At 53.5% G+C, this 19,325-nt stretch carries 17 protein-coding genes, 1 rRNA gene and 1 pseudogene; 8 read left to right on the forward strand and 11 right to left on the reverse strand.

What is annotated here, in order from left to right; translation table 11 throughout:
- Window positions 1-9 precede the first annotated feature (9 nt).
- From lepA to rseD, 6 genes and pseudogenes are all read right to left on the reverse strand, one after another.
- Entirely contained in the window at window positions 10-1,809 is a 1,800-nt protein-coding gene (gene lepA / locus QQZ17_RS25040) for a translation elongation factor 4 (protein ID WP_152402865.1), read from the reverse strand.
- Between the two features lie 282 nt (window positions 1,810-2,091).
- Window positions 2,092-2,571, reverse strand: a complete 480-nt coding sequence (rseC, locus tag QQZ17_RS25045) for a SoxR-reducing system protein RseC (RefSeq protein WP_152402789.1) — start codon at window positions 2,569-2,571, stop codon at window positions 2,092-2,094.
- Entirely contained in the window at window positions 2,568-3,524 is a 957-nt protein-coding gene (gene rseB / locus QQZ17_RS25050; protein ID WP_152402788.1) for a sigma-E factor regulatory protein RseB, read from the reverse strand. Before rseB ends, rseC begins: the two co-directional genes overlap by 4 nt.
- Window positions 3,524-4,174 carry an anti-sigma-E factor RseA gene (gene rseA, locus QQZ17_RS25055; protein ID WP_152402785.1) on the reverse strand — a complete coding sequence of 217 codons (651 nt, stop codon included), beginning with the start codon at window positions 4,172-4,174 and terminating at the stop codon, window positions 3,524-3,526. Before rseA ends, rseB begins: the two co-directional genes overlap by 1 nt.
- Window positions 4,175-4,205: 31 nt before the next feature.
- The gene (rpoE, locus tag QQZ17_RS25060; protein ID WP_000003307.1) at window positions 4,206-4,781 is read right to left on the reverse strand and encodes an RNA polymerase sigma factor RpoE; all 576 of its coding nucleotides are present in this window, start codon (window positions 4,779-4,781) and stop codon (window positions 4,206-4,208) included.
- Window positions 4,778-4,943 (reverse strand): annotated as a pseudogene (gene rseD / locus QQZ17_RS25065) (rpoE leader peptide RseD). The gene rpoE and the pseudogene rseD overlap by 4 nt, the downstream one beginning before the upstream one ends.
- A gap of 384 nt (window positions 4,944-5,327) precedes the next feature.
- On the opposite strand from rseD, the gene nadB reads away from it, so the two are divergent.
- On the forward strand, window positions 5,328-6,950 hold the full coding sequence (gene nadB / locus QQZ17_RS25070) for an L-aspartate oxidase (protein WP_152402783.1): 1,623 nt from the start codon (window positions 5,328-5,330) through the stop codon (window positions 6,948-6,950).
- Here the strand turns inward: nadB and trmN are convergent.
- A complete protein-coding gene (gene trmN / locus QQZ17_RS25075; protein WP_152402782.1) occupies window positions 6,935-7,672 on the reverse strand; it encodes a tRNA(1)(Val) (adenine(37)-N(6))-methyltransferase TrmN in 738 nt (245 codons plus the stop codon). The genes nadB and trmN overlap by 16 nt on opposite strands.
- 131 nt (window positions 7,673-7,803) lie before the next feature.
- On the opposite strand from trmN, the gene srmB reads away from it, so the two are divergent.
- Window positions 7,804-9,138, forward strand: a complete 1,335-nt coding sequence (gene srmB / locus QQZ17_RS25080) for an ATP-dependent RNA helicase SrmB (protein WP_152402779.1) — start codon at window positions 7,804-7,806, stop codon at window positions 9,136-9,138.
- A gap of 45 nt (window positions 9,139-9,183) precedes the next feature.
- On the opposite strand, the gene grcA is transcribed toward srmB, so the two are convergent.
- Entirely contained in the window at window positions 9,184-9,567 is a 384-nt protein-coding gene (gene grcA / locus QQZ17_RS25085; RefSeq protein WP_042317514.1) for an autonomous glycyl radical cofactor GrcA, read from the reverse strand.
- A gap of 317 nt (window positions 9,568-9,884) precedes the next feature.
- Here grcA and ung point away from each other — a divergent pair, with 317 nt between their 5' ends.
- Window positions 9,885-10,574: a uracil-DNA glycosylase gene (gene ung, locus QQZ17_RS25090; RefSeq protein ID WP_152402777.1), complete on the forward strand. Its 690-nt coding sequence runs from the start codon at window positions 9,885-9,887 to the stop codon at window positions 10,572-10,574.
- Window positions 10,575-10,607: 33 nt separating this feature from the next.
- On the opposite strand, the gene QQZ17_RS25095 is transcribed toward ung, so the two are convergent.
- Complete coding sequence (locus tag QQZ17_RS25095) at window positions 10,608-11,645, reverse strand: tRNA/rRNA methyltransferase (RefSeq protein ID WP_152402775.1); 1,038 nt, start codon at window positions 11,643-11,645, stop codon at window positions 10,608-10,610.
- Between the two features lie 206 nt (window positions 11,646-11,851).
- On the opposite strand from QQZ17_RS25095, the gene trxC reads away from it, so the two are divergent.
- The 5 genes from trxC (at window position 11,852) to QQZ17_RS25125 (ending at window position 17,571) form a co-directional block, all read left to right on the forward strand.
- A complete protein-coding gene (gene trxC, locus QQZ17_RS25100) occupies window positions 11,852-12,271 on the forward strand; it encodes a thioredoxin TrxC (protein WP_152402773.1) in 420 nt (139 codons plus the stop codon).
- Window positions 12,272-12,339: 68 nt separating this feature from the next.
- Window positions 12,340-13,038 carry a tRNA-uridine aminocarboxypropyltransferase gene (gene tapT / locus QQZ17_RS25105; protein WP_152402771.1) on the forward strand — a complete coding sequence of 233 codons (699 nt, stop codon included), beginning with the start codon at window positions 12,340-12,342 and terminating at the stop codon, window positions 13,036-13,038.
- A gap of 35 nt (window positions 13,039-13,073) precedes the next feature.
- Complete coding sequence (locus QQZ17_RS25110; RefSeq protein ID WP_284554209.1) at window positions 13,074-15,734, forward strand: bifunctional acetate--CoA ligase family protein/GNAT family N-acetyltransferase; 2,661 nt, start codon at window positions 13,074-13,076, stop codon at window positions 15,732-15,734.
- A 113-nt stretch (window positions 15,735-15,847) separates the two neighbouring features.
- Window positions 15,848-17,203: a CDP-diacylglycerol--serine O-phosphatidyltransferase gene (gene pssA, locus QQZ17_RS25120; protein WP_152406274.1), complete on the forward strand. Its 1,356-nt coding sequence runs from the start codon at window positions 15,848-15,850 to the stop codon at window positions 17,201-17,203.
- 44 nt (window positions 17,204-17,247) lie between these two features.
- Entirely contained in the window at window positions 17,248-17,571 is a 324-nt protein-coding gene (locus tag QQZ17_RS25125; RefSeq protein ID WP_152402765.1) for a YfiM family lipoprotein, read from the forward strand.
- Here the strand turns inward: QQZ17_RS25125 and QQZ17_RS25130 are convergent.
- Both QQZ17_RS25130 and rrf read right to left on the reverse strand, forming a co-directional pair.
- Entirely contained in the window at window positions 17,568-18,866 is a 1,299-nt protein-coding gene (locus tag QQZ17_RS25130) for an MFS transporter (RefSeq protein ID WP_152402763.1), read from the reverse strand. The genes QQZ17_RS25125 and QQZ17_RS25130 overlap by 4 nt on opposite strands.
- Window positions 18,867-19,145: 279 nt before the next feature.
- A 5S ribosomal RNA gene (gene rrf, locus QQZ17_RS25135) occupies window positions 19,146-19,261 on the reverse strand.
- Window positions 19,262-19,325 lie beyond the last annotated feature (64 nt).

Consider the following 19,325-nt stretch of genomic DNA (forward strand, 5'->3'; position numbering starts at 1 on the left):
CCTTAAGGATTATTTGCTGTCTTTGCCGACATGCAGAATGGCGAGGAACGCTTCCTGAGGCAGTTCGACGTTACCGATCTGCTTCATACGCTTCTTACCTTCTTTCTGTTTCTGCAACAGCTTTTTCTTACGGCTGATATCACCGCCATAGCATTTTGCCAGAACGTTTTTACGCAACTGTTTCACGGTAGAACGCGCAATAATGTGCGTACCAATAGCTGCCTGAATCGCGATATCGAACTGCTGGCGTGGGATCAGTTCTTTCATCTTCTCCACCAGTTCGCGACCACGACTTTGCGAGTTATCACGGTGTGTGATCAGCGCCAGCGCATCGACACGTTCGTTGTTGATCAAGACATCAACACGCACCATGTCGGAGGCCTGGAAGCGTTTGAAGTTGTAATCCAGTGATGCATAACCGCGCGAGGTGGATTTCAGACGATCGAAGAAGTCGAGTACCACTTCAGCCATCGGAATTTCATAGGTCAGCGCCACCTGGTTACCGTGGTAGACCATGTTGGTCTGCACGCCGCGTTTCTCAATGCACAGGGTAATGACGTTACCGAGGTAAGCCTGAGGCAGCAGCATATGACATTCCGCAATCGGCTCGCGCAGTTCGTAGATGTTGTTCAACGGTGGCAGCTTGGACGGACTGTCGACGTAGATTGTCTCTTTCGCCGTGGTTTCGACTTCATACACGACGGTCGGCGCGGTGGTGATCAGGTCCAGATCGTATTCACGTTCCAGACGTTCCTGAATGATCTCCATGTGCAACAGGCCGAGGAAGCCACAGCGGAAGCCGAAGCCCAGCGCGGTAGAACTTTCTGGTTCATAGAACAGGGAGGCGTCGTTGAGGCTCAGTTTGCCAAGCGCATCGCGGAAGTTCTCGTAGTCATCAGAGCTGACCGGGAACAGACCCGCGTAAACCTGCGGTTTTACCTTTTTGAAGCCTGGCAGCGCTTTTTCTGCCGGGTTACGCGCCTGCGTCAGGGTATCGCCAACCGGTGCGCCGAGAATGTCTTTGATGGCGCACACCAGCCAGCCTACCTCGCCGCATTTCAGTTCGGTACGATCAACCTGTTTTGGCGTGAAGATCCCCAGACGGTCCGCGTTATAGGTCTGACCGGTGCTCATCACTTTAATTTTATCGCCTTTGCGCAGGGTGCCGTTTTTAATACGCACCAGCGAAACAACGCCGAGGTAGTTATCGAACCAGGAGTCGATGATCAGCGCCTGTAACGGGCCATCCGGATCGCCTTCCGGCGGCGGAATATCACGCACCAGACGTTCCAGTACGTCGGTCACGCCCACACCGGTTTTCGCCGAGCAGCGCACGGCATCGGTCGCATCAATACCGACGATATCTTCAATCTCTTCGGCGACACGCTCGGGATCGGCGGCTGGCAGGTCAATTTTGTTGAGGACTGGCACCACTTCGAGATCCATTTCCATCGCGGTGTAGCAGTTTGCCAGGGTTTGCGCTTCTACGCCCTGTCCGGCATCCACCACCAGCAGTGCGCCTTCGCAGGCAGCAAGCGAACGGGAAACTTCATACGAGAAGTCAACGTGGCCTGGGGTGTCAATGAAGTTAAGCTGGTAAGTTTCACCATCAGCGGATTTGAAATCGAGCGTTACGCTCTGCGCTTTGATAGTAATACCGCGCTCACGCTCAAGATCCATCGAGTCGAGAACCTGCGCTTCCATTTCACGGTCAGACAGGCCACCGCAGATCTGGATAATACGGTCAGACAGCGTCGATTTACCGTGGTCGATGTGAGCAATGATCGAAAAGTTACGTATGTTCTTCATATAGTGTAATTATTGTGCCTTACGCCTGGTTGGACAGGCTTTGAGAAGTCGCTGTTCTGAGCTTAACGTCTGTTTAACTGAAACGCCGCATTCTACACTACAACGCGAAGGCGAGGAAATGTTCGTAGAGTCAGGATAGCGGGAACTGGAAACGGCATCGCTTTTCTGATGTAAAACATCGTAAAAGAAGCATGATGCCCGATGGCGCAAGCTTATCGGGCCTACTGGGCTTGCCGATCGTTAGCAGGCCGGATAAGGCGAAGCCGCCATCCGGCAAGAATATCATGGGGTCGTTTCGGCAGAGGGTGTTTCAACGCGAATCATATCGGGCGGGAGAGCAACATTAAGAATAATGGGCTGCCAGGCTTCGCGTGCGGCAAGTTTGCGGGAATAACCGCGGGCAATCAGGAATCCGCCGACGCCACCGAGTATCGCGCCGCTTAACGCCGCAAGATCAGAGCCAAACAGCACCTGAAAAAGCGATGCGATGAGAAATAACCCCACCAGCGGCGACAGATAAACCAGCATGGCGGAACCTAACAGGCTGCCTTCGGCAATCCCCAGTTCCACTTTCTGGCCCGGCTCTAACGGCACATCGCTCGCCACGACAATGGTATGCGTGGTTTGCGGCCCCAGTTTGTTCAGCACACGGGTGCCGCAACCGGCGCGCGAAGCACAACTGCTACAGGACGCTTTCACATCGCAACTCACCAGCGCTTCGCCGTTTTGCCATGAAACCACGGTAGCCCACTCTTTAATCATTGTGAGGCTCCAAACTTAATGGTGTCGGCAATACGCTTCGCAGTCTGCGGCGGCAATTCACCCACGATGGTGATTTCCACGTTGTCGCGTACGCTGGTGCTGACCGTTCTGCGTCCGGTGCGCAGCATCTGATCGGTGCTGGCCTGAGTCGCCCGGTTTACGTTAACCGAAAAGCTAAACAGACCGTCAGAGTAGAGACGCGATTCAATCGGCATATTGTCCATCGTTGGCAACGGTCTGCGACCGCTGGACACCTCGCTAAACCCTTTCGGAAGCCAGGTTGGATTCCAGTTGAATTTCGCTTTTTCACCCGCCGGAACGGAAAGCAGCGGCGGCAAACTGGCTTTCGCCAGCGTCTGCATGCTGCTACCCACATCCTGATTCACGGTGAAGGCGATCACCCGGAACTGCTCTAACGTTTCGCCATCGCGATCGAGAAGATCAACCCGCATTGGCAGCTTCGTTTCAGTATCCATCCAGACGATATAGCTGTAACGCGTACCATCACGCGCCACCACGCGAATCACTTCACACAGGTGATCGGCAATACGGGTACGGCCCACCGCAATGAAATCATAGTAGGGGGCGAGACGTTTGAAATCGGTATAGATAAGCGATGGCAGGGAGTCGACGATGTAGTCACCGTTCAGGGTGAACGGTTCGAGTCCAGGCTCGAAATAGCTGATTTCATTCCCACGCTGGACCACTTCACGACGCGGACCATCCATTTGCAGCAGTTGCGCAAGCGGACGATTTTCCAGGCGTGCATGGCGATAGCGCAGAGACTCAACGCCTTGTTTCGTAATGCTGACGAATGACAGCTCGTAATTGAGTGACTGGCTGGCCACGTTCATCTGCTGCAACAACGCCCCGGACGCAGTGTTGGCCGAGGCGTTGACAGAGAAGAACAGGCTACCCGTCACAAGTGACATGGCAAACCAAAGTTGCTTCATTACTGCGATTGCGTTCCTAGAGTTTGAATTCCTGGCACCTGAACAGCGGCTTGCTGTGTCTGTGCCTGCTCAAACTGAAGCTGTTCGGAGTGCAGTCGGCGTTGCAGTTCGTAATCCTGCAACATAGCGTTGATCCGACGACGCTGCTCCTGTACCTGCTGCTGTTGCCCACCGTTTGCGGTCGCATCAGAAGGTACTCCCAGGCTTACCGGGCTGGCTTTACCCATCATCGGCAAAGTATTGAAGACCGGTGTTTCAGGCTGCTGGGACGTTTCAGATTGTCCATTATAGTGCTGGACACCAACGATAACTGCAAGCGATACGCACGCGGCAACACCCATTTGGGTAAGTTGCGCGGCCCACGGACGCATTTTTTTCCAGAACGGCATTTTCTGCCATTGCTGCGGCGCAGGCTGGGCCTCTGGAATGAATGGCACCGTCTGGCGTACCGGCTCATCTTCAATAGCGGCCATTACGCGAGCGGAAATATCGAAATGAAGAACCTCAGGTGTATCACCCCGCATTGAATCACGGATCAGGTGATAGCCTTCCCAGGTTTTTTGCATATCCGGGTCGTGAGCCAGTTCATTAAGCAACTCACTATCCAGCGTCTCGCCATCCATTAAAGCGGAAAGTTTTTCTTTCTGCATGCCTAATACCTTTTCCAGTATCCCGCTATCGTCAACGCCTGATAAGCGGTTGAACTTTATTATCAATAGCTTCCCGCGCTCGGAAGATACGTGAACGCACCGTACCCACCGGACAATCCATGATAGCGGCTATCTCTTCATAGCTCAGGCCATCCAGCTCCCGCAAGGTTATTGCCATGCGTAAATCTTCCGGGAGGGACTCAATAGTTCGGAAAACTATCTGTCTCAGTTCTTCTGACAACATTAAGTTCTCAGGGTTCGAAATTTCTTTCAGCGCACCGCCACTTTCGAAGTTTTCTGCTTCAATCGCATCAACATCGCTTGATGGCGGACGACGCCCCTGAGCCACCAGGTAATTCTTCGCTGTATTCACCGCAATGCGATACAGCCAGGTATAAAAAGCACTATCTCCCCGGAACGAATCCAGCGCACGATAGGCTTTAATAAATGATTCTTGCACCACATCGGGAACATCGCCCGACGGTACATAGCGGGAAACCAGACTCGCCACTTTATGCTGGTAGCGTACTACCAGTAAATTGAAGGCTTTCTGATCTCCCTTCTGGACCCGTTCAACCAGGACCTGGTCCGTTAACTGCTCGCTCATCCGAGGTAAAGTCTCCCCAAACCAAATTTCCACGCGTTCGCGAAACGCCACTCCATTAGCTGCACTATGAGCAAGCAACAGGTTAGAGTGTCTCGTTTTCGTAAAGTTCCGTTACGCATCTGTTTTTTGTTTGTCATGTTGTAGACGGTCATTATCTCTCATTATAAGTCTACAGAGTCCGAACAACGCACAATACCCTAAATAATTCGAGTTGCGGAAAGGGGCGACGCAGTGAATCCCCGGGAGCGTACTCCAGTACGTGACTGGGTAAGCGAGGAAAGCCAACGCACATGCAACCTGAAGTATGAAGGGTATATTGTTTAGAAATGCCCATAAACCGCGAGCAGAGTAACCCAATGGCCACTTTATTTCATCATCTAATCTGGAGCTTACGGCCTGCCACGCAAAATGAGTTACCTGTCAGATATCCGTTTACATCGCGCTTCTTTGTTTAGCCATTACAACACAACTGAAAATAAAACGTGCTGAATCGCCAATTGTGGTGCTATGCTGGCCAAACAATGTTTAGTAAATTAAACAAAAATCATGAAAACCACTCCAGATCTTTCTTGTGACGTGTTAATTATCGGTAGCGGCGCTGCCGGACTCTCGCTGGCGCTGCGTCTGGCTGAAAAGCACCAGGTTATCGTGCTGAGTAAAGGCCCCGTCAGTGAAGGCTCCACCTTCTATGCGCAGGGCGGGATTGCCGCCGTTTTCGATGAAACCGACAGTATTGATTCACATGTGGAAGATACGCTCATTGCTGGCGCCGGTATTTGCGATCGCCATGCGGTGGAGTTTGTCGCCAGCAACGCCCGCCCCTGCGTACAGTGGCTGATTGACCAGGGCGTGCTGTTTGATACTCAGGTCCAGCCTAACGGTGAAGAAAGTTACCATCTGACGCGTGAAGGCGGCCATAGTCATCGTCGCATTTTGCATGCCGCCGACGCCACCGGCAAAGAGGTGGAAACCACGCTGGTCAGCAAGGCGCAAAACCACCCGAACATTCGGGTACTGGAACGCAGTAATGCCGTCGATTTAATCATCTCCGATAAAATTGGCCTGCTCGGCACGCGACGCGTCGTCGGAGCATGGGTCTGGAACCGGAATAAAGAAGCGGTGGAAACCTGCCACGCGAAGTCCGTCGTGCTGGCGACCGGCGGTGCATCCAAGGTGTATCAATACACGACGAATCCGGACATTTCCTCCGGCGACGGTATTGCAATGGCCTGGCGTGCAGGATGCCGGGTCGCAAACCTCGAGTTTAATCAGTTCCACCCTACCGCGCTGTATCACCCTCAGGCACGTAATTTCCTGCTCACCGAAGCGCTGCGCGGAGAAGGCGCCCATCTCAAACGCCCGGACGGCACACGGTTTATGCCGGACTTTGACGCACGAGGAGAACTGGCGCCGCGCGATATCGTCGCCCGCGCTATCGACCATGAGATGAAACGTCTTGGCGCGGACTGCATGTTCCTCGATATCAGCCATAAACCAGAAGCCTTCGTGCGTCAGCATTTCCCGATGATTTATGAAAAACTGCTGGGGCTGGGCATCGACCTGACCAAAGAACCGGTGCCCATTGTGCCGGCGGCACACTACACCTGCGGCGGCGTGATGGTTGACGACTTTGGTCGCACTGATGTGGATGGCCTGTATGCGATCGGGGAAGTGAGTTATACCGGCCTGCACGGCGCGAACCGCATGGCCTCAAACTCGCTGCTGGAGTGTCTGGTGTACGGCTGGTCCGCAGCGGAAGATATCGACAGACGAATGCCTTATGCCCGTAGCGTCAACACCCTGCCCGCCTGGGATGAAAGTCGCGTGGACAACCCCGACGAACTGGTCGTTATCCAGCATAACTGGCATGAGCTGCGGCTGTTTATGTGGGACTATGTGGGGATTGTACGCACCACCAAACGCCTGGAGCGCGCCCTGCGCCGTATCACCATGTTACAGCAGGAGATCGACGAGTATTACGCCCATTTCCGCGTCTCGAATAATTTGCTGGAGCTACGCAACCTGGTACAGGTTGCTGAACTGATTGTCCGCTGTGCAATGATGCGCAAAGAGAGCCGGGGTCTGCACTACACGCTCGATTACCCGGCGCTGCTCGAGGATTCAGGCCCATCAGTGCTCTCACCGTTAAATGCTCACATAAACAGATAAAATGCCTGGGTCAGCGCCGTGTAACCTTCAGAGTAACGTTGATCCGGCCCGCGAATCACCAGCCTGTCGCTAAAGCATTCTCCCTTCTTTGGGGAGAATGCCAGCAGCACCCGATGCGGCAATCGCGCCTGGGTTTCAGCAACGTCAGTGCGTAGCCGTAAATGCCAGCCCATATTTAACGCCTGCTGCGTGAAGGTATTGCCGATATTTTCCGGCAGCACGACGCACAAGAACCCCTCTTCCGTGATAAGCCCCGTCGCCGTCGCTAACAATGCGGAATGATCCAGCATCGTGGTATAACGCGCCTGCTCCCGCTGCGGCGTGGCACACTCGACACCCTGCTCGTAATAAGGTGGGTTGCTGATGATAAGGTCATATTTGACGGTCTGGCGCGCAGCCCAGAGTTGAACATCTTCGGCCTGTACGATCACCCGATCCGCCCATGGCGATCGGGCAACATTTTCTTTCGCCTGTGCGGCGGCGTCGCTATCCAGCTCCACGGCATCGACGGTGACGCTTTCATCGGTACGCTGCGCCAGCATCAGCGCCAACAGGCCGCTGCCGGTCCCGATATCAAGGATCCGCTTTACACCTGCCACCGGTGCCCATGCCCCTAACAGAATCCCATCTGTACCGACTTTCATCGCACAACGATCGTGCGCGACAAAAAACTGTTTAAAAGTAAATCCATTACGACGAAGGACGGATGTAGACTGAGGCATGAATTAAAAACCTTGCAGGAAAAACGGCAACAGCACCTGGTGAAAACAATACCTGAGAAGCGATATCCATACAAACAGATGAAGATTGCAGCCGTAACGTCTATAATCAGCGCCCCACACAGAGGTAGAACATGACTGTAACGACTTTTTCCGAACTTGAACTCGATGAAAGCCTGCTGGATGCCCTCCAGGAAAAAGGTTTCACTCGCCCGACCGCCATTCAGGCTGCCGCCATTCCGCCTGCGCTCGAAGGCCGTGACGTACTCGGTTCTGCGCCGACAGGCACCGGTAAAACGGCGGCGTATCTGCTGCCAGCGTTGCAGCACCTGCTCGACTTTCCGCGTAAAAAATCCGGTCCGCCGCGTATTTTGATCCTGACGCCGACACGCGAACTGGCAATGCAGGTCGCCGATCATGCCCGTGAACTGGCCAAAAACACCCACCTGGATATCGCGACGATTACCGGCGGCGTAGCGTACATGAACCACGCCGAAGTGTTCAGCGAAAACCAGGATATCGTGGTCGCCACCACCGGGCGTCTGATGCAGTATATTAAAGAAGAGAATTTTGACTGCCGCGCCGTGGAAACGCTGATCCTCGACGAAGCTGACCGAATGCTGGATATGGGCTTTGCCCAGGACATCGAGCACATCGCCGGGGAAACGCGCTGGCGTAAACAGACTATGCTGTTCTCCGCCACGCTGGAAGGCGATGCGATTAAAGATTTCGCCGAGCGTCTGCTGGAAGAGCCGGTTGAAGTCTCTGCGACACCATCAACCCGCGAGCGTAAGAAGATTCATCAGTGGTATTACCGTGCGGATAACTTCGAGCACAAATTCGAACTGCTGAAGCACCTGCTGAAACAAGACGACGCCACCCGTACCATCGTATTTGTCCGCAAACGTGAGCGCGTGCACGAACTGGCTGAAAAACTGCGTCTGGCGGGGATCAACAACTGCTATCTCGAAGGTGAGATGGCGCAAGTCAAGCGTAACGAAGGTATTAATCGTCTTACTGACGGTCGCGTTAACGTGCTGGTTGCCACCGACGTTGCCGCGCGTGGAATCGATATTCCAGACGTCAGCCACGTGATTAACTTCGACATGCCGCGTAGCGGAGACACCTATCTGCACCGTATTGGCCGTACGGGCCGCGCCGGTCGCAAGGGGACGGCAATCTCGCTGGTTGAAGCGCACGATCACCTGCTGCTGCTGAAAATTGGTCGCTATATCGAAGAACCGCTGAAATCACGGGTGATTGATGAGTTGCGTCCAACTTCACGCGCGCCGAGCGAAAAGATGACGGGCAAACCGTCGAAGAAAACGCTCGCGAAACGCGAAGAGAAGAAAAAAGAGAAAGACAAAGATAAACCGCGTGTGAAAAAACGCCATCGCGATACCAAAAACATTGGTAAACGTCGCAAGCCGAGTACGGCAACGACACCGCAGGAATCAAACGAAGAATAAAAAAACGCCGGGGGAAACCCGGCGTTTTTATTTAAACGTTAAGCCTTACAGGCTTTCAGTAAAGGTACGAGCGATAACGTCGCGCTGCTGTTCCGGCGTCAGTGAGTTAAAGCGCACGGCATAGCCAGAAACACGGATAGTCAGTTGCGGATATTTTTCCGGATGCTTAACCGCATCTTCCAGCGTTTCGCGACGCAGAACATTAACGTTCAGGTGCTGACCACCTTCCACACGAACTTCCGGTTTTACTTCCATCGGAATTTCGCGGTACTCAATTTCACCCAGTTTGCTGACCGCTACCACGTCGTCTTCGGCAAAACCGGCTTTCGCCACGATGCAGCGTGCTTCGCCTTTTTCGCTGTCCAGCAGCCAGAAGGAATTCAGCAGATCGTCATTAGCGGCTTTAGTAATCTGGATACCTGTAATCATTGTGATGCCTCCCCGGCAAATTATTTGATTAGGGTTGGCCGGCTCGCGGCCAATTGGTAAAACCATTGTTGCTTGAGTGTATATATACCCCCCTAACACCCTCGATTCATTGATTTAAATCAATAAAATCCACACATCAAACAGGGTGATTGGATGATTTTATTGTTTTACATCAACTTACGCCATATACAGACATAAACTTTTTACACAAATTTTCAACTTTATTAAGTGCATAGCACACACCGCTGCGGAGAGCATTTTGCGCCATCGAAAGAAGCAGTTAAGCTATGGTGATTAAAAATTCGCAGGAGAGCGAGATGGCCACTGAATTAACCTGGCACGATGTGCTGGCTGAAGAGAAACAGCAGCCCTACTTTATGAATACGCTGCATACCGTTGCCGGAGAGCGTCAATCCGGGATAACGGTTTATCCGCCGCAAAAAGATGTGTTCAATGCGTTTCGCTTCACCGAGCTGGGTGATGTTAAGGTCGTGATCCTTGGACAGGACCCGTACCACGGCCCCGGTCAGGCGCATGGTCTGGCGTTTTCCGTTCGCCCCGGTATTGCCACGCCCCCCTCGCTGCTGAACATGTATAAGGAACTGGAAGGGTCAATCCCCGGTTTCACTCGTCCTGCCCACGGTTATCTTGAAAGCTGGGCGCATCAGGGGGTTCTACTGCTCAATACGGTATTAACCGTGCGGGCGGGTCAGGCGCATTCTCATGCCAGTCTGGGATGGGAAACCTTTACCGATAAAGTGATCAGCCTGATTAACGAACATCGTGAAGGGGTAGTTTTCCTGCTCTGGGGCTCTCATGCGCAGAAGAAAGGCGCGATTATTGACAAGAAACGTCACCATGTTCTGAAAGCGCCTCACCCCTCACCGCTCTCGGCGCATCGTGGGTTCTTTGGCTGTAACCATTTTGTCCTGGCGAATCAGTGGCTGGAACAACGCGGCGAAAAGCCGATTGACTGGATGCCTGTTTTACCGGCAGAGAGCGAATAAAAAAATGCCAGCGATTCGCTGGCATTTTTTCTGTCAGGCTTTGTTCTGACGCCACCATTCGGCAAGCAACACACCGGTTGCCACCGAGACGTTCAGGCTTTCAACGTGACCCGTGCCATCAATTTTCACGCACAGATCGCTGGCATCACGCGCCGCATCTGGCAAACCGTCAAATTCCTGACCTAACACCAGCACCATTTTCTCTGGCAGTTCGGTTTTAAACAGCGGCTTGCCGCGTTCGCTGGACGTTGTCACCACGGTGTAGCCCGCCTGACGGAAATCATCCAGCACATCAACGATGCTGTCGCCGGTAATCGGTTGAACGTGTTCGGCACCGCCTTCTGCGGTACGAATCGCCGCGCCGGATTCCAGCAGCGCCGCATCCTGCACCACCACGCCTTTCACACCGAAGTGCGCGCAGCTACGCATCATGCCGCCAAGATTGTGCGGGTTAGAAACATCTTCCAGCGCTAACACGCAGTCCTGCGTGCCCGCCTGGCTCACCCACTGCTTCACCGTGGTGCCGTTACGTTTTTTAATCAGGAAGCAGACACCGCCGTGATGCTCAGTTCCTGAGGCTTTCGTCAGTTCCGCTTCATCAACCACATGGTACGCTTTGCGGTTTGCCGCCATCCAGCGTAGTGCTTCTTTGAAACGTGGCGTGACGCTCTGAATGAACCAGGCACGGACAATCGCTTCCGGACGGCTCTGGAACAGGGCCTGACAGGCATTTTCACCGTAAACGCGGGTCTCTTCCGCACGCTGACGACGTAAGACTTCAGGATCAATAAAGCTTTTACCACTGATACCACCGTGATCGGCTTTTTCAGGCGTTTCATCACTCGGCGCGCGGGATACGGTCCGCCACGGCGAGTCTTCACGCTTGCGATCGCGGTTCTGAGGGGTTCTTTCATCGCGGGCGGGGCGACGGCCACCGTCGGCACGAGATTTTCCTGGACGCCCGCCACCTTTCCCGGTACGCGGGTTATGGGTACGTTTATCAGAATCATCATCACTGCGGACATACATCACTTTGACCTTGCCGCTTTTACTTTTCAATTCATCGTTCATGCTTTTCTCCACCAGCGCTGCGCGAAGCGCGCAGATTACCCGATGTGCACCAGGTTAGCCATTATTTCATTTAAAAGCTTATGACTATTGTACTCATTGAATAAAACAGATTGTCGTTTAAAACAGTCTCATCGATAATATGTAACATATTGGAAACATACCGGCATTTCTGCCGTTCAACACCCCGACGCATCCAGAGGTTTGTTATGAATACCGTTTGTACCAGCTGCCAGGCCATCAACCGCATTCCCGACGATCGGGTTGAGGATGCGGCAAAATGCGGACGCTGTGGTCACGACCTGTTCGACGGGGAGGTGATCAATGCGACCGGTGAAACACTGGATAAACTGCTCAAAGACGATCTGCCCGTGGTGATCGACTTTTGGGCACCGTGGTGCGGCCCGTGCCGTAACTTCGCCCCTATATTTGAAGATGTCGCCGAAGAGCGCAGCGGCAAAGTTCGCTTCGTGAAGGTCAACACGGAGGCCGAACGTGAGCTCAGCGCGCGCTTTGGTATCCGCAGCATTCCCACCATTATGATCTTCAAAAATGGTCAGGTTGTCGACATGCTGAACGGCGCGGTTCCCAAAGCGCCATTTGACAACTGGCTGAACGAATCACTGTAAACTCCGCGGGGCGCATCTTGTGCCCCGTATTCACCTCTGCGACAATAGCGTTTTTCAACGCATTCACTATGACTGAAAACGCTGTTCTCAAGCTTCGCGCTGAACGTCTGGCGCGCGCCACTCGCCCTTTTCTCGCCCGAGGCAATCGCATTCGCCGCTGCCAGCGCTGCCTGCTGCCGCTGAAACTTTGCCTGTGCGCGACGCTGTCACCCTCTCGGGCGACAAGCCGTTTTTGTCTGGTGATGTTTGATACGGAACCGATGAAACCGAGCAATACCGGACGTCTGATCGCCGATATTTTACCGGACACCGCCGCGTTTCAATGGTCACGAACAGAACCGCCGCAGGCCATGTTGGATCTGGTGAAAAACCCGGATTATCAACCGATCGTCGTCTTTCCTGCATCGTATGCCGGAGCCGAACGTGAGGTGATTTTTACCCCACCAACAGATAAGCCTCCGCTGTTCATAATGCTCGACGGCACCTGGCCGGAAGCGCGTAAGATGTTCCGCAAAAGCCCGTATCTCGACTCTCTACCCGTGATCTCCGTGGATCTGTCGCGTCTGTCGGCCTACCATCTGCGCGAAGTCCATGCCGAAGGGCAATATTGCACGGCCGAAGTCGCCATTGCGCTGCTGGATCTGGCCGGGGATACCGATGCGGCAAGCGGCCTGGGCGAGCACTTTACCCGCTTTAAAACGCGCTACCTTGCAGGAAAAACCCAACATCAGGGAAGCATCACAGCAGAGTCAGCAGAAAGCGTTTAGAATCATTCGGTCACTTCTGTGTAAGGGAAACCGGTATGAGTCAGCGAGGACTGGAAGCGCTTCTGCGACCAAAATCGATCGCGGTAATCGGGGCATCGATGAAGCCCAATCGGGCTGGTTATCTGATGATGCGCAACCTGCTGGCGGGAGGATTTAACGGTCCTGTCTTGCCGGTAACCCCCGCCTGGAAAGCCGTTCTGGGCGTCCTGGCCTGGCCCGATGTTGCCAGCCTGCCTTTCACCCCCGACCTCGCCGTATTGTGCACCAATGCCAGCCGCAATCTGGCATTGCTGGAAGCCCTGGGGGAAAAAGGCTGTAAAACCTGCATTATTCTCTCGGCCCCCGCCGCGCAACATGCAGAACTACTGGCCTGTGCGCAACGCTACAACATGCGTCTGCTCGGGCCTAACAGTCTTGGCCTGCTGGCCCCCTGGCAGGGGCTGAATGCCAGCTTCTCACCGGTCCCGATTAAACGCGGCAAGCTGGCGTTTATTTCTCAGTCCGCCGCGGTCTCCAATACCATTCTCGACTGGGCGCAGCAGCGGGAAATGGGGTTCTCCTACTTTATTGCACTCGGTGACAGCCTGGATATTGATGTCGATGAGCTGCTGGATTATCTGGCACGCGACAGCAAAACCAGTGCCATTCTGCTTTACCTCGAACATCTCAGCGATGCCCGACACTTTGTTTCTGCCGCCCGTAGTGCCTCACGCAATAAACCAATCCTGGTGATTAAAAGCGGCCGCAGCCCGGCGGCACAGCGGTTATTGCATACCAGCGCCGGAATGGATCCTGCCTGGGATGCCGCCATCCAGCGCGCCGGTTTGCTGCGCGTGAATGATACCCACGAGCTTTTTTCCGCAGTGGAAACGCTCAGCCACATGCGCCCTCTGCGCGGCGACAGGCTGATGATCATCAGTAACGGTGCCGCGCCTGCGGCGCTGGCGCTTGATCAACTCTGGTCACGTAACGGCAAGTTGGCCATGTTGAGTGAAGAGACCAGTCAGAAGCTGCGCGATGCTCTGCCTGTCCATGTTGAGATCGCCAACCCGCTGGACCTGCGCGACGATGCCAGCATTGAGCATTACACCCGAACGCTGGATATCCTGCTCGCCAGCCAGGATTTTGACGCGCTGATGGTGATTCATTCCCCCAGCGCCGCCGCCCCCGCAACCGAGTGTGCTCAGACGCTGATTGAATCCGTTAAGCATCATCCACGCGGGAAATTTGTCTCGCTGTTGACCAACTGGTGTGGGGAGTTTTCCTCCCAGGAAGCCCGCAGACTGTTCAGTGAAGCCGGACTCCCCACTTATCGCACCCCGGAAGGGACTATCACCGCGTTTATGCATATGGTCGAGTACAGGCGAAACCAGAAACAACTGCGTGAAACGCCGGCCCTGCCCAGTAATCTGACGTCCAACACGGCCCAGGCGCATGATCTGCTTCAGCAGGCAATTGCTGAAGGCGCGACCTCGCTTGACACCCATGAGGTTCAGCCGATCCTGCAGGCTTATGGCTTGCATACGCTCCCGACCTGGATTGCCGGCGACAGCATCGAAGCCGTCCATATTGCGGAACAAATTGGCTATCCGGTTGCACTGAAGTTGCGTTCGCCGGACATCCCGCACAAATCTGAAGTTCAGGGCGCCATGCTTTACCTGCGCACGGCAAATGAAGTTCAGCAGGCAGCCAACGCCATTATCGATCGCGTGAAAATGGCCTGGCCGCAGGCGCGGATCCACGGTCTGCTGGTGCAAAGCATGGCGAATCGTGCTGGGGCACAGGAACTGCGCGTGGTGGTTGAGCACGATCCGGTGTTTGGCCCATTGATTATGTTGGGTGAAGGCGGCGTGGAGTGGCGTCCTGAGGAGCAGGCCGTGGTGGCATTACCTCCGTTGAACATGAACCTGGCGCGCTATTTAGTGATTCAGGCGATCAAGAATAAAAAGATCCGCGGCCGCAGTGCGTTGCGCCCATTGGATGTTGCAGGATTAAGCCAACTGCTGGTCCAGGTCTCAAACCTGATTGTCGACTGCCCCGAGATCCAGCGTCTGGATATTCATCCGCTGCTGGCCTCCGCCGGTGAGTTCACTGCTCTGGACGTCACGCTGGATATCGCCCCATTCGAGGGCGATAACGAAAGCCGTCTTGCCGTTCGCCCCTACCCGCAGCAACTGGAAGAGTGGGTGGAGATGAAAAACGGCGAGCAATGTCTGTTCCGCCCTATCCTGCCCGAGGATGAACCTCAGCTTCAGCAGTTTATTTCCCAGGTCACCAAAGAAGATCTTTATTACCGTTATTTCAGTGAGATAAATGAATTTACTCATGAAGATTTAGCTAACATGACGCAGATCGACTACGATCGGGAAATGGCGTTTGTCGCGGTGAGGCGCGTAGAACGAACGGAAGAGATCCTCGGCGTGACCCGTGCGATCTCCGATCCGGATAACATTGATGCAGAATTTGCCGTGCTGGTTCGTTCCGATCTCAAAGGGTTAGGATTGGGTCGTCGATTGCTGGAAAAATTGATTACCTATACACGAGATCACGGACTGAGAAGGCTGAATGGTATTACGATGCCAAATAATCGTGGCATGGTCGCGCTGGCGCGTAAGCTTGGCTTTAGCGTGGATATCCAGCTCGAAGAGGGAATCGTCGGGCTGTCGCTGGATCTGGCTCCGCCCGAGGAATCGTGAGTAAGGTACTGGAAATGTTGACCACTTTGACGGGGACGGTGTTATCATTACCCGCTTATGTCGTCTGCATAGCACAGAGGACCCTTCAATGAACAGAGAAGAAATGCACTGTGATGTTGTCAAAATTTAAGCGTAACAAACATCAACAACACCTTGCCCAACTACCTAAGATTTCTCAATCAGTTGATGATGTCGATTTCTTTTATGCTCCCGCCAGGTTCAGGGAGACCCTGCTGGAAAAGATAGCCAGCGCGAAGCAGCGCATTTGCATTATTGCCCTGTATCTGGAACAGGACGACGGTGGCAAAGGCATTCTCAGCGCGCTATACGAGGCGAAACGGCAGCGTCCTGAATTGGATGTTCGGGTACTCGTCGACTGGCATCGTGCGCAGCGTGGACGTATTGGCGCGGCAGCATCCAATACTAATGCCGACTGGTATTGCCGGATGGCACATGAAAATCCGGGAGTCGATGTTCCAGTATACGGCGTACCGATCAATACCCGTGAAGCCCTCGGCGTTCTGCACTTTAAAGGCTTTATCATCGATGATAGCGTCCTGTATAGCGGTGCAAGTCTGAACGATGTTTATCTGCATCAGCACGATAAATATCGCTATGACCGCTATCAGTTAATCCGCAACGCCCGAATGGCTGACATCATGTTCGAATGGGTGACCCAGAACCTGATGAACGGTCGTGGCGTGAATCGTCTGGATAATACCCTGCGTCCGAAAAGCCCGGAGATTAAAAACGACATTCGTTTATATCGCCAGGAGTTACGCGACGCCGCTTATCACTTCCAGGGCGATGCCGATAATGAACAGCTGTCCGTGACGCCATTGGTCGGTCTGGGGAAATCCAGCCTGCTCAACAAAACCATTTTCCACCTTATGCCCTGTGCGGAGCATAAGCTTACGATTTGCACCCCCTATTTCAACCTGCCGGCAATTCTTGTCCGCAACATCATTCAACTGCTGCGGGAAGGGAAAAAGGTTGAGATCATTGTGGGAGACAAAACCGCCAACGACTTTTATATCCCGGAAAACGAGCCATTTAAGATAATCGGCGCACTACCCTATCTCTATGAGATTAACCTGCGTCGTTTCCTGAGCCGTTTGCAGTATTACGTGAATACCGATCAGCTGGTTGTCCGTCTGTGGAAAGATGACGATAACACCTACCATCTCAAAGGGATGTGGATCGATGACAAGTGGATGCTGTTGACCGGGAACAACCTCAACCCGCGCGCCTGGCGTCTGGATCTGGAAAATGCGATCCTGATCCACGATCCTAAGCAAGAATTGGCTGCGCAGCGAGAGAAAGAGCTGGCGCTGATTCGTACGCATACCACCGTCGTTAAGCACTATCGTGACTTGCAGAGCATTGCCGATTACCCGGTAAAAGTTCGCAAACTGATCCGTCGATTGCGTCGTATTCGAATCGACCGGCTGATAAGCCGTATTCTGTAAGCGAGACCCCGTCCTGAACGGGGTTTTTTCTATGGGGACCGCGGGTGCGCGTTATTTTTCTTCTTAGTGTCTTTATTTTGTCAGGCTGTAGCCATATGGCGCAGGACAGCTGGAGTGGGCAGGACAAAGCACAGCACTTTATTGCTTCCGCGATGCTCTCAGCCGCAGGCAATGAGTTCGCTCAACATCAGGGGATGAACCGCGATCGCAGTGCGATGGTGGGTTTGATGTTCTCGGTAGGTCTGGGGGCAGCAAAAGAACTTTGGGATAGCCGCCCCGCAGGGAGCGGCTGGAGCTGGAAAGACTTTGCCTGGGATGTCGCCGGCGCAACGACCGGCTATACCCTCTGGCAAATGGCACATCACTAGAGACGCAGACCTTTCCCTTTTCGATGCAACGTCAGCGAGACCAGAAATGCCACGATCGACATAGCGGTGACATACCAGAAGAACGAGGTCTCCATACCGACCGATTTCAGCGACAGCGCCACATATTCCGCAGAACCACCAAACAGCGCATTCGCCACGGCATAAGAAAGCCCCACACCTAGTGCGCGAACCTGCGCCGGGAACATTTCAGCTTTCAAAATACCGCTGATTGACGTGTAGAAGCTGACAATCAGCAGCGCACACATCACCAGACCAAATGCTGCATACGGTGAAGTCACATTCTGAAGTGCGGTCAAAATAGGCACAGTAAACAGGGTTGCCAGCGCACCGAAGCACAACATAGAGGTACGTCGGCCAATTTTATCTGACAGTGCGCCAAACAGCGGCTGCACGAGCATATAAACAAACAGCGCCGCCGTCATAATGCCGCTCGCCACATTGGCATGCATACCTGCGGTGTTCACCAGATACTTTTGCATATATGTAGTGAAGGTATAGAAGCACAGCGATCCTGCCGCAGTGAAACCCAGCACCATGATGAAGGCTTTGCGGTTACGCCATAACCCTTTCAGCGATCCCGCCTCTTTCAGCGCACGAGTTTCCTGCTTTGACGTTTCATCCAGTTGACGACGCAACCAGAGCGCCACCACCGCCAGCACAGCACCTAAAGCGAAAGGAATACGCCAGCCCCACTCTCTGAGTGCTGAATCTTCCATGGTCTGCTGTAAGACAACCACAACGAGCAGAGCCAACAGTTGACCGCCAATAAGCGTGACGTACTGAAAAGAGGCGTAGAACCCCTTACGGCCTTCTACGGCAACTTCACTCATATAGGTTGCGCTGGTGCCATACTCCCCGCCGACGGATAACCCCTGGAACAAACGCGCCAGCAATAACAGTGCCGGAGCCCAGGTTCCAATGGTTTCATAACCCGGCAGGTAGGCGATCACCAGCGATCCCAGACACATCATGCACACGGACAAAAGCATGGATTTCTTACGGCCATGTTTATCGGCGATACGACCGAATAGCCAGCCGCCAATAGGACGCATTAAGAACCCGGCGGCAAAAACACCTGCGGTTTGTAGTAGCTGCGTTGTCGTATTTCCGGAAGGAAAGAAGATGTGGGCAAAATAGAGCGAGCAGAACGAGTAGACATAGAAATCAAACCATTCAACCAGATTTCCGGATGATGCGCCTACAATTGCCCATATGCGACGACGGGTATCACTGTCAGTCAGTGACCCGTTCGCAGTTACACTGCTTTCAGTCATTAGAATGGTACTCCTGCCAAAGTTCCGATTGTTCTTTTCGGTTGTGTTTGCTGTCATTTTTAGTAAATGAAATGTTATATAATTGTTATATTTTATTATGAGACAGGGATCACGATTTTAATTAGCAGGGAAAGAATTTAGGAGTAAGCGCAGGAGATTTGAAAGGTTTAGAAGTAGATATAAACGCAAAAAGGCCATCCGCAGAATGGCCTCTTCACTGAACTGCAGATAAAACAAAAAAACCCATGCTTTCGCATGAGGTTTTCCTGTTTATTTGATGCCTGGCAGTTCCCTACTCTCACATGGGGAGACCCCACACTACCATCAGCGCTACGGCGTTTCACTTCTGAGTTCGGCATGGGGTCAGGTGGGACCACCGCGCTACAGCCGCCAGGCAAATTCTGTTTTATCACCCCGTTTCCTCGAAGTGACATAATCTGTTATCAAGCTGAACTGAAA

The sequence above is a fragment of the Citrobacter sp. T1.2D-1 genome, assembly GCF_950098555.1.
GTDB lineage: Bacteria > Pseudomonadota > Gammaproteobacteria > Enterobacterales > Enterobacteriaceae > Citrobacter_A > Citrobacter_A telavivensis.

Coding starts and splice junctions, on each gene's coding strand:
- lepA (WP_152402865.1), bottom strand. CDS start 1,809: ATGAAGAACATACGTAACTTTTCGATCATTGCTCACATCGACCACGGT.
- rseC (WP_152402789.1), bottom strand. CDS start 2,571: ATGATTAAAGAGTGGGCTACCGTGGTTTCATGGCAAAACGGCGAAGCG.
- rseB (WP_152402788.1), bottom strand. CDS start 3,524: ATGAAGCAACTTTGGTTTGCCATGTCACTTGTGACGGGTAGCCTGTTC.
- rseA (WP_152402785.1), bottom strand. CDS start 4,174: ATGCAGAAAGAAAAACTTTCCGCTTTAATGGATGGCGAGACGCTGGAT.
- rpoE (WP_000003307.1), bottom strand. CDS start 4,781: ATGAGCGAGCAGTTAACGGACCAGGTCCTGGTTGAACGGGTCCAGAAG.
- nadB (WP_152402783.1), top strand. CDS start 5,328: ATGAAAACCACTCCAGATCTTTCTTGTGACGTGTTAATTATCGGTAGC.
- trmN (WP_152402782.1), bottom strand. CDS start 7,672: ATGCCTCAGTCTACATCCGTCCTTCGTCGTAATGGATTTACTTTTAAA.
- srmB (WP_152402779.1), top strand. CDS start 7,804: ATGACTGTAACGACTTTTTCCGAACTTGAACTCGATGAAAGCCTGCTG.
- grcA (WP_042317514.1), bottom strand. CDS start 9,567: ATGATTACAGGTATCCAGATTACTAAAGCCGCTAATGACGATCTGCTG.
- ung (WP_152402777.1), top strand. CDS start 9,885: ATGGCCACTGAATTAACCTGGCACGATGTGCTGGCTGAAGAGAAACAG.
- QQZ17_RS25095 (WP_152402775.1), bottom strand. CDS start 11,645: ATGAACGATGAATTGAAAAGTAAAAGCGGCAAGGTCAAAGTGATGTAT.
- trxC (WP_152402773.1), top strand. CDS start 11,852: ATGAATACCGTTTGTACCAGCTGCCAGGCCATCAACCGCATTCCCGAC.
- tapT (WP_152402771.1), top strand. CDS start 12,340: ATGACTGAAAACGCTGTTCTCAAGCTTCGCGCTGAACGTCTGGCGCGC.
- QQZ17_RS25110 (WP_284554209.1), top strand. CDS start 13,074: ATGAGTCAGCGAGGACTGGAAGCGCTTCTGCGACCAAAATCGATCGCG.
- pssA (WP_152406274.1), top strand. CDS start 15,848: ATGTTGTCAAAATTTAAGCGTAACAAACATCAACAACACCTTGCCCAA.
- QQZ17_RS25130 (WP_152402763.1), bottom strand. CDS start 18,866: ATGACTGAAAGCAGTGTAACTGCGAACGGGTCACTGACTGACAGTGAT.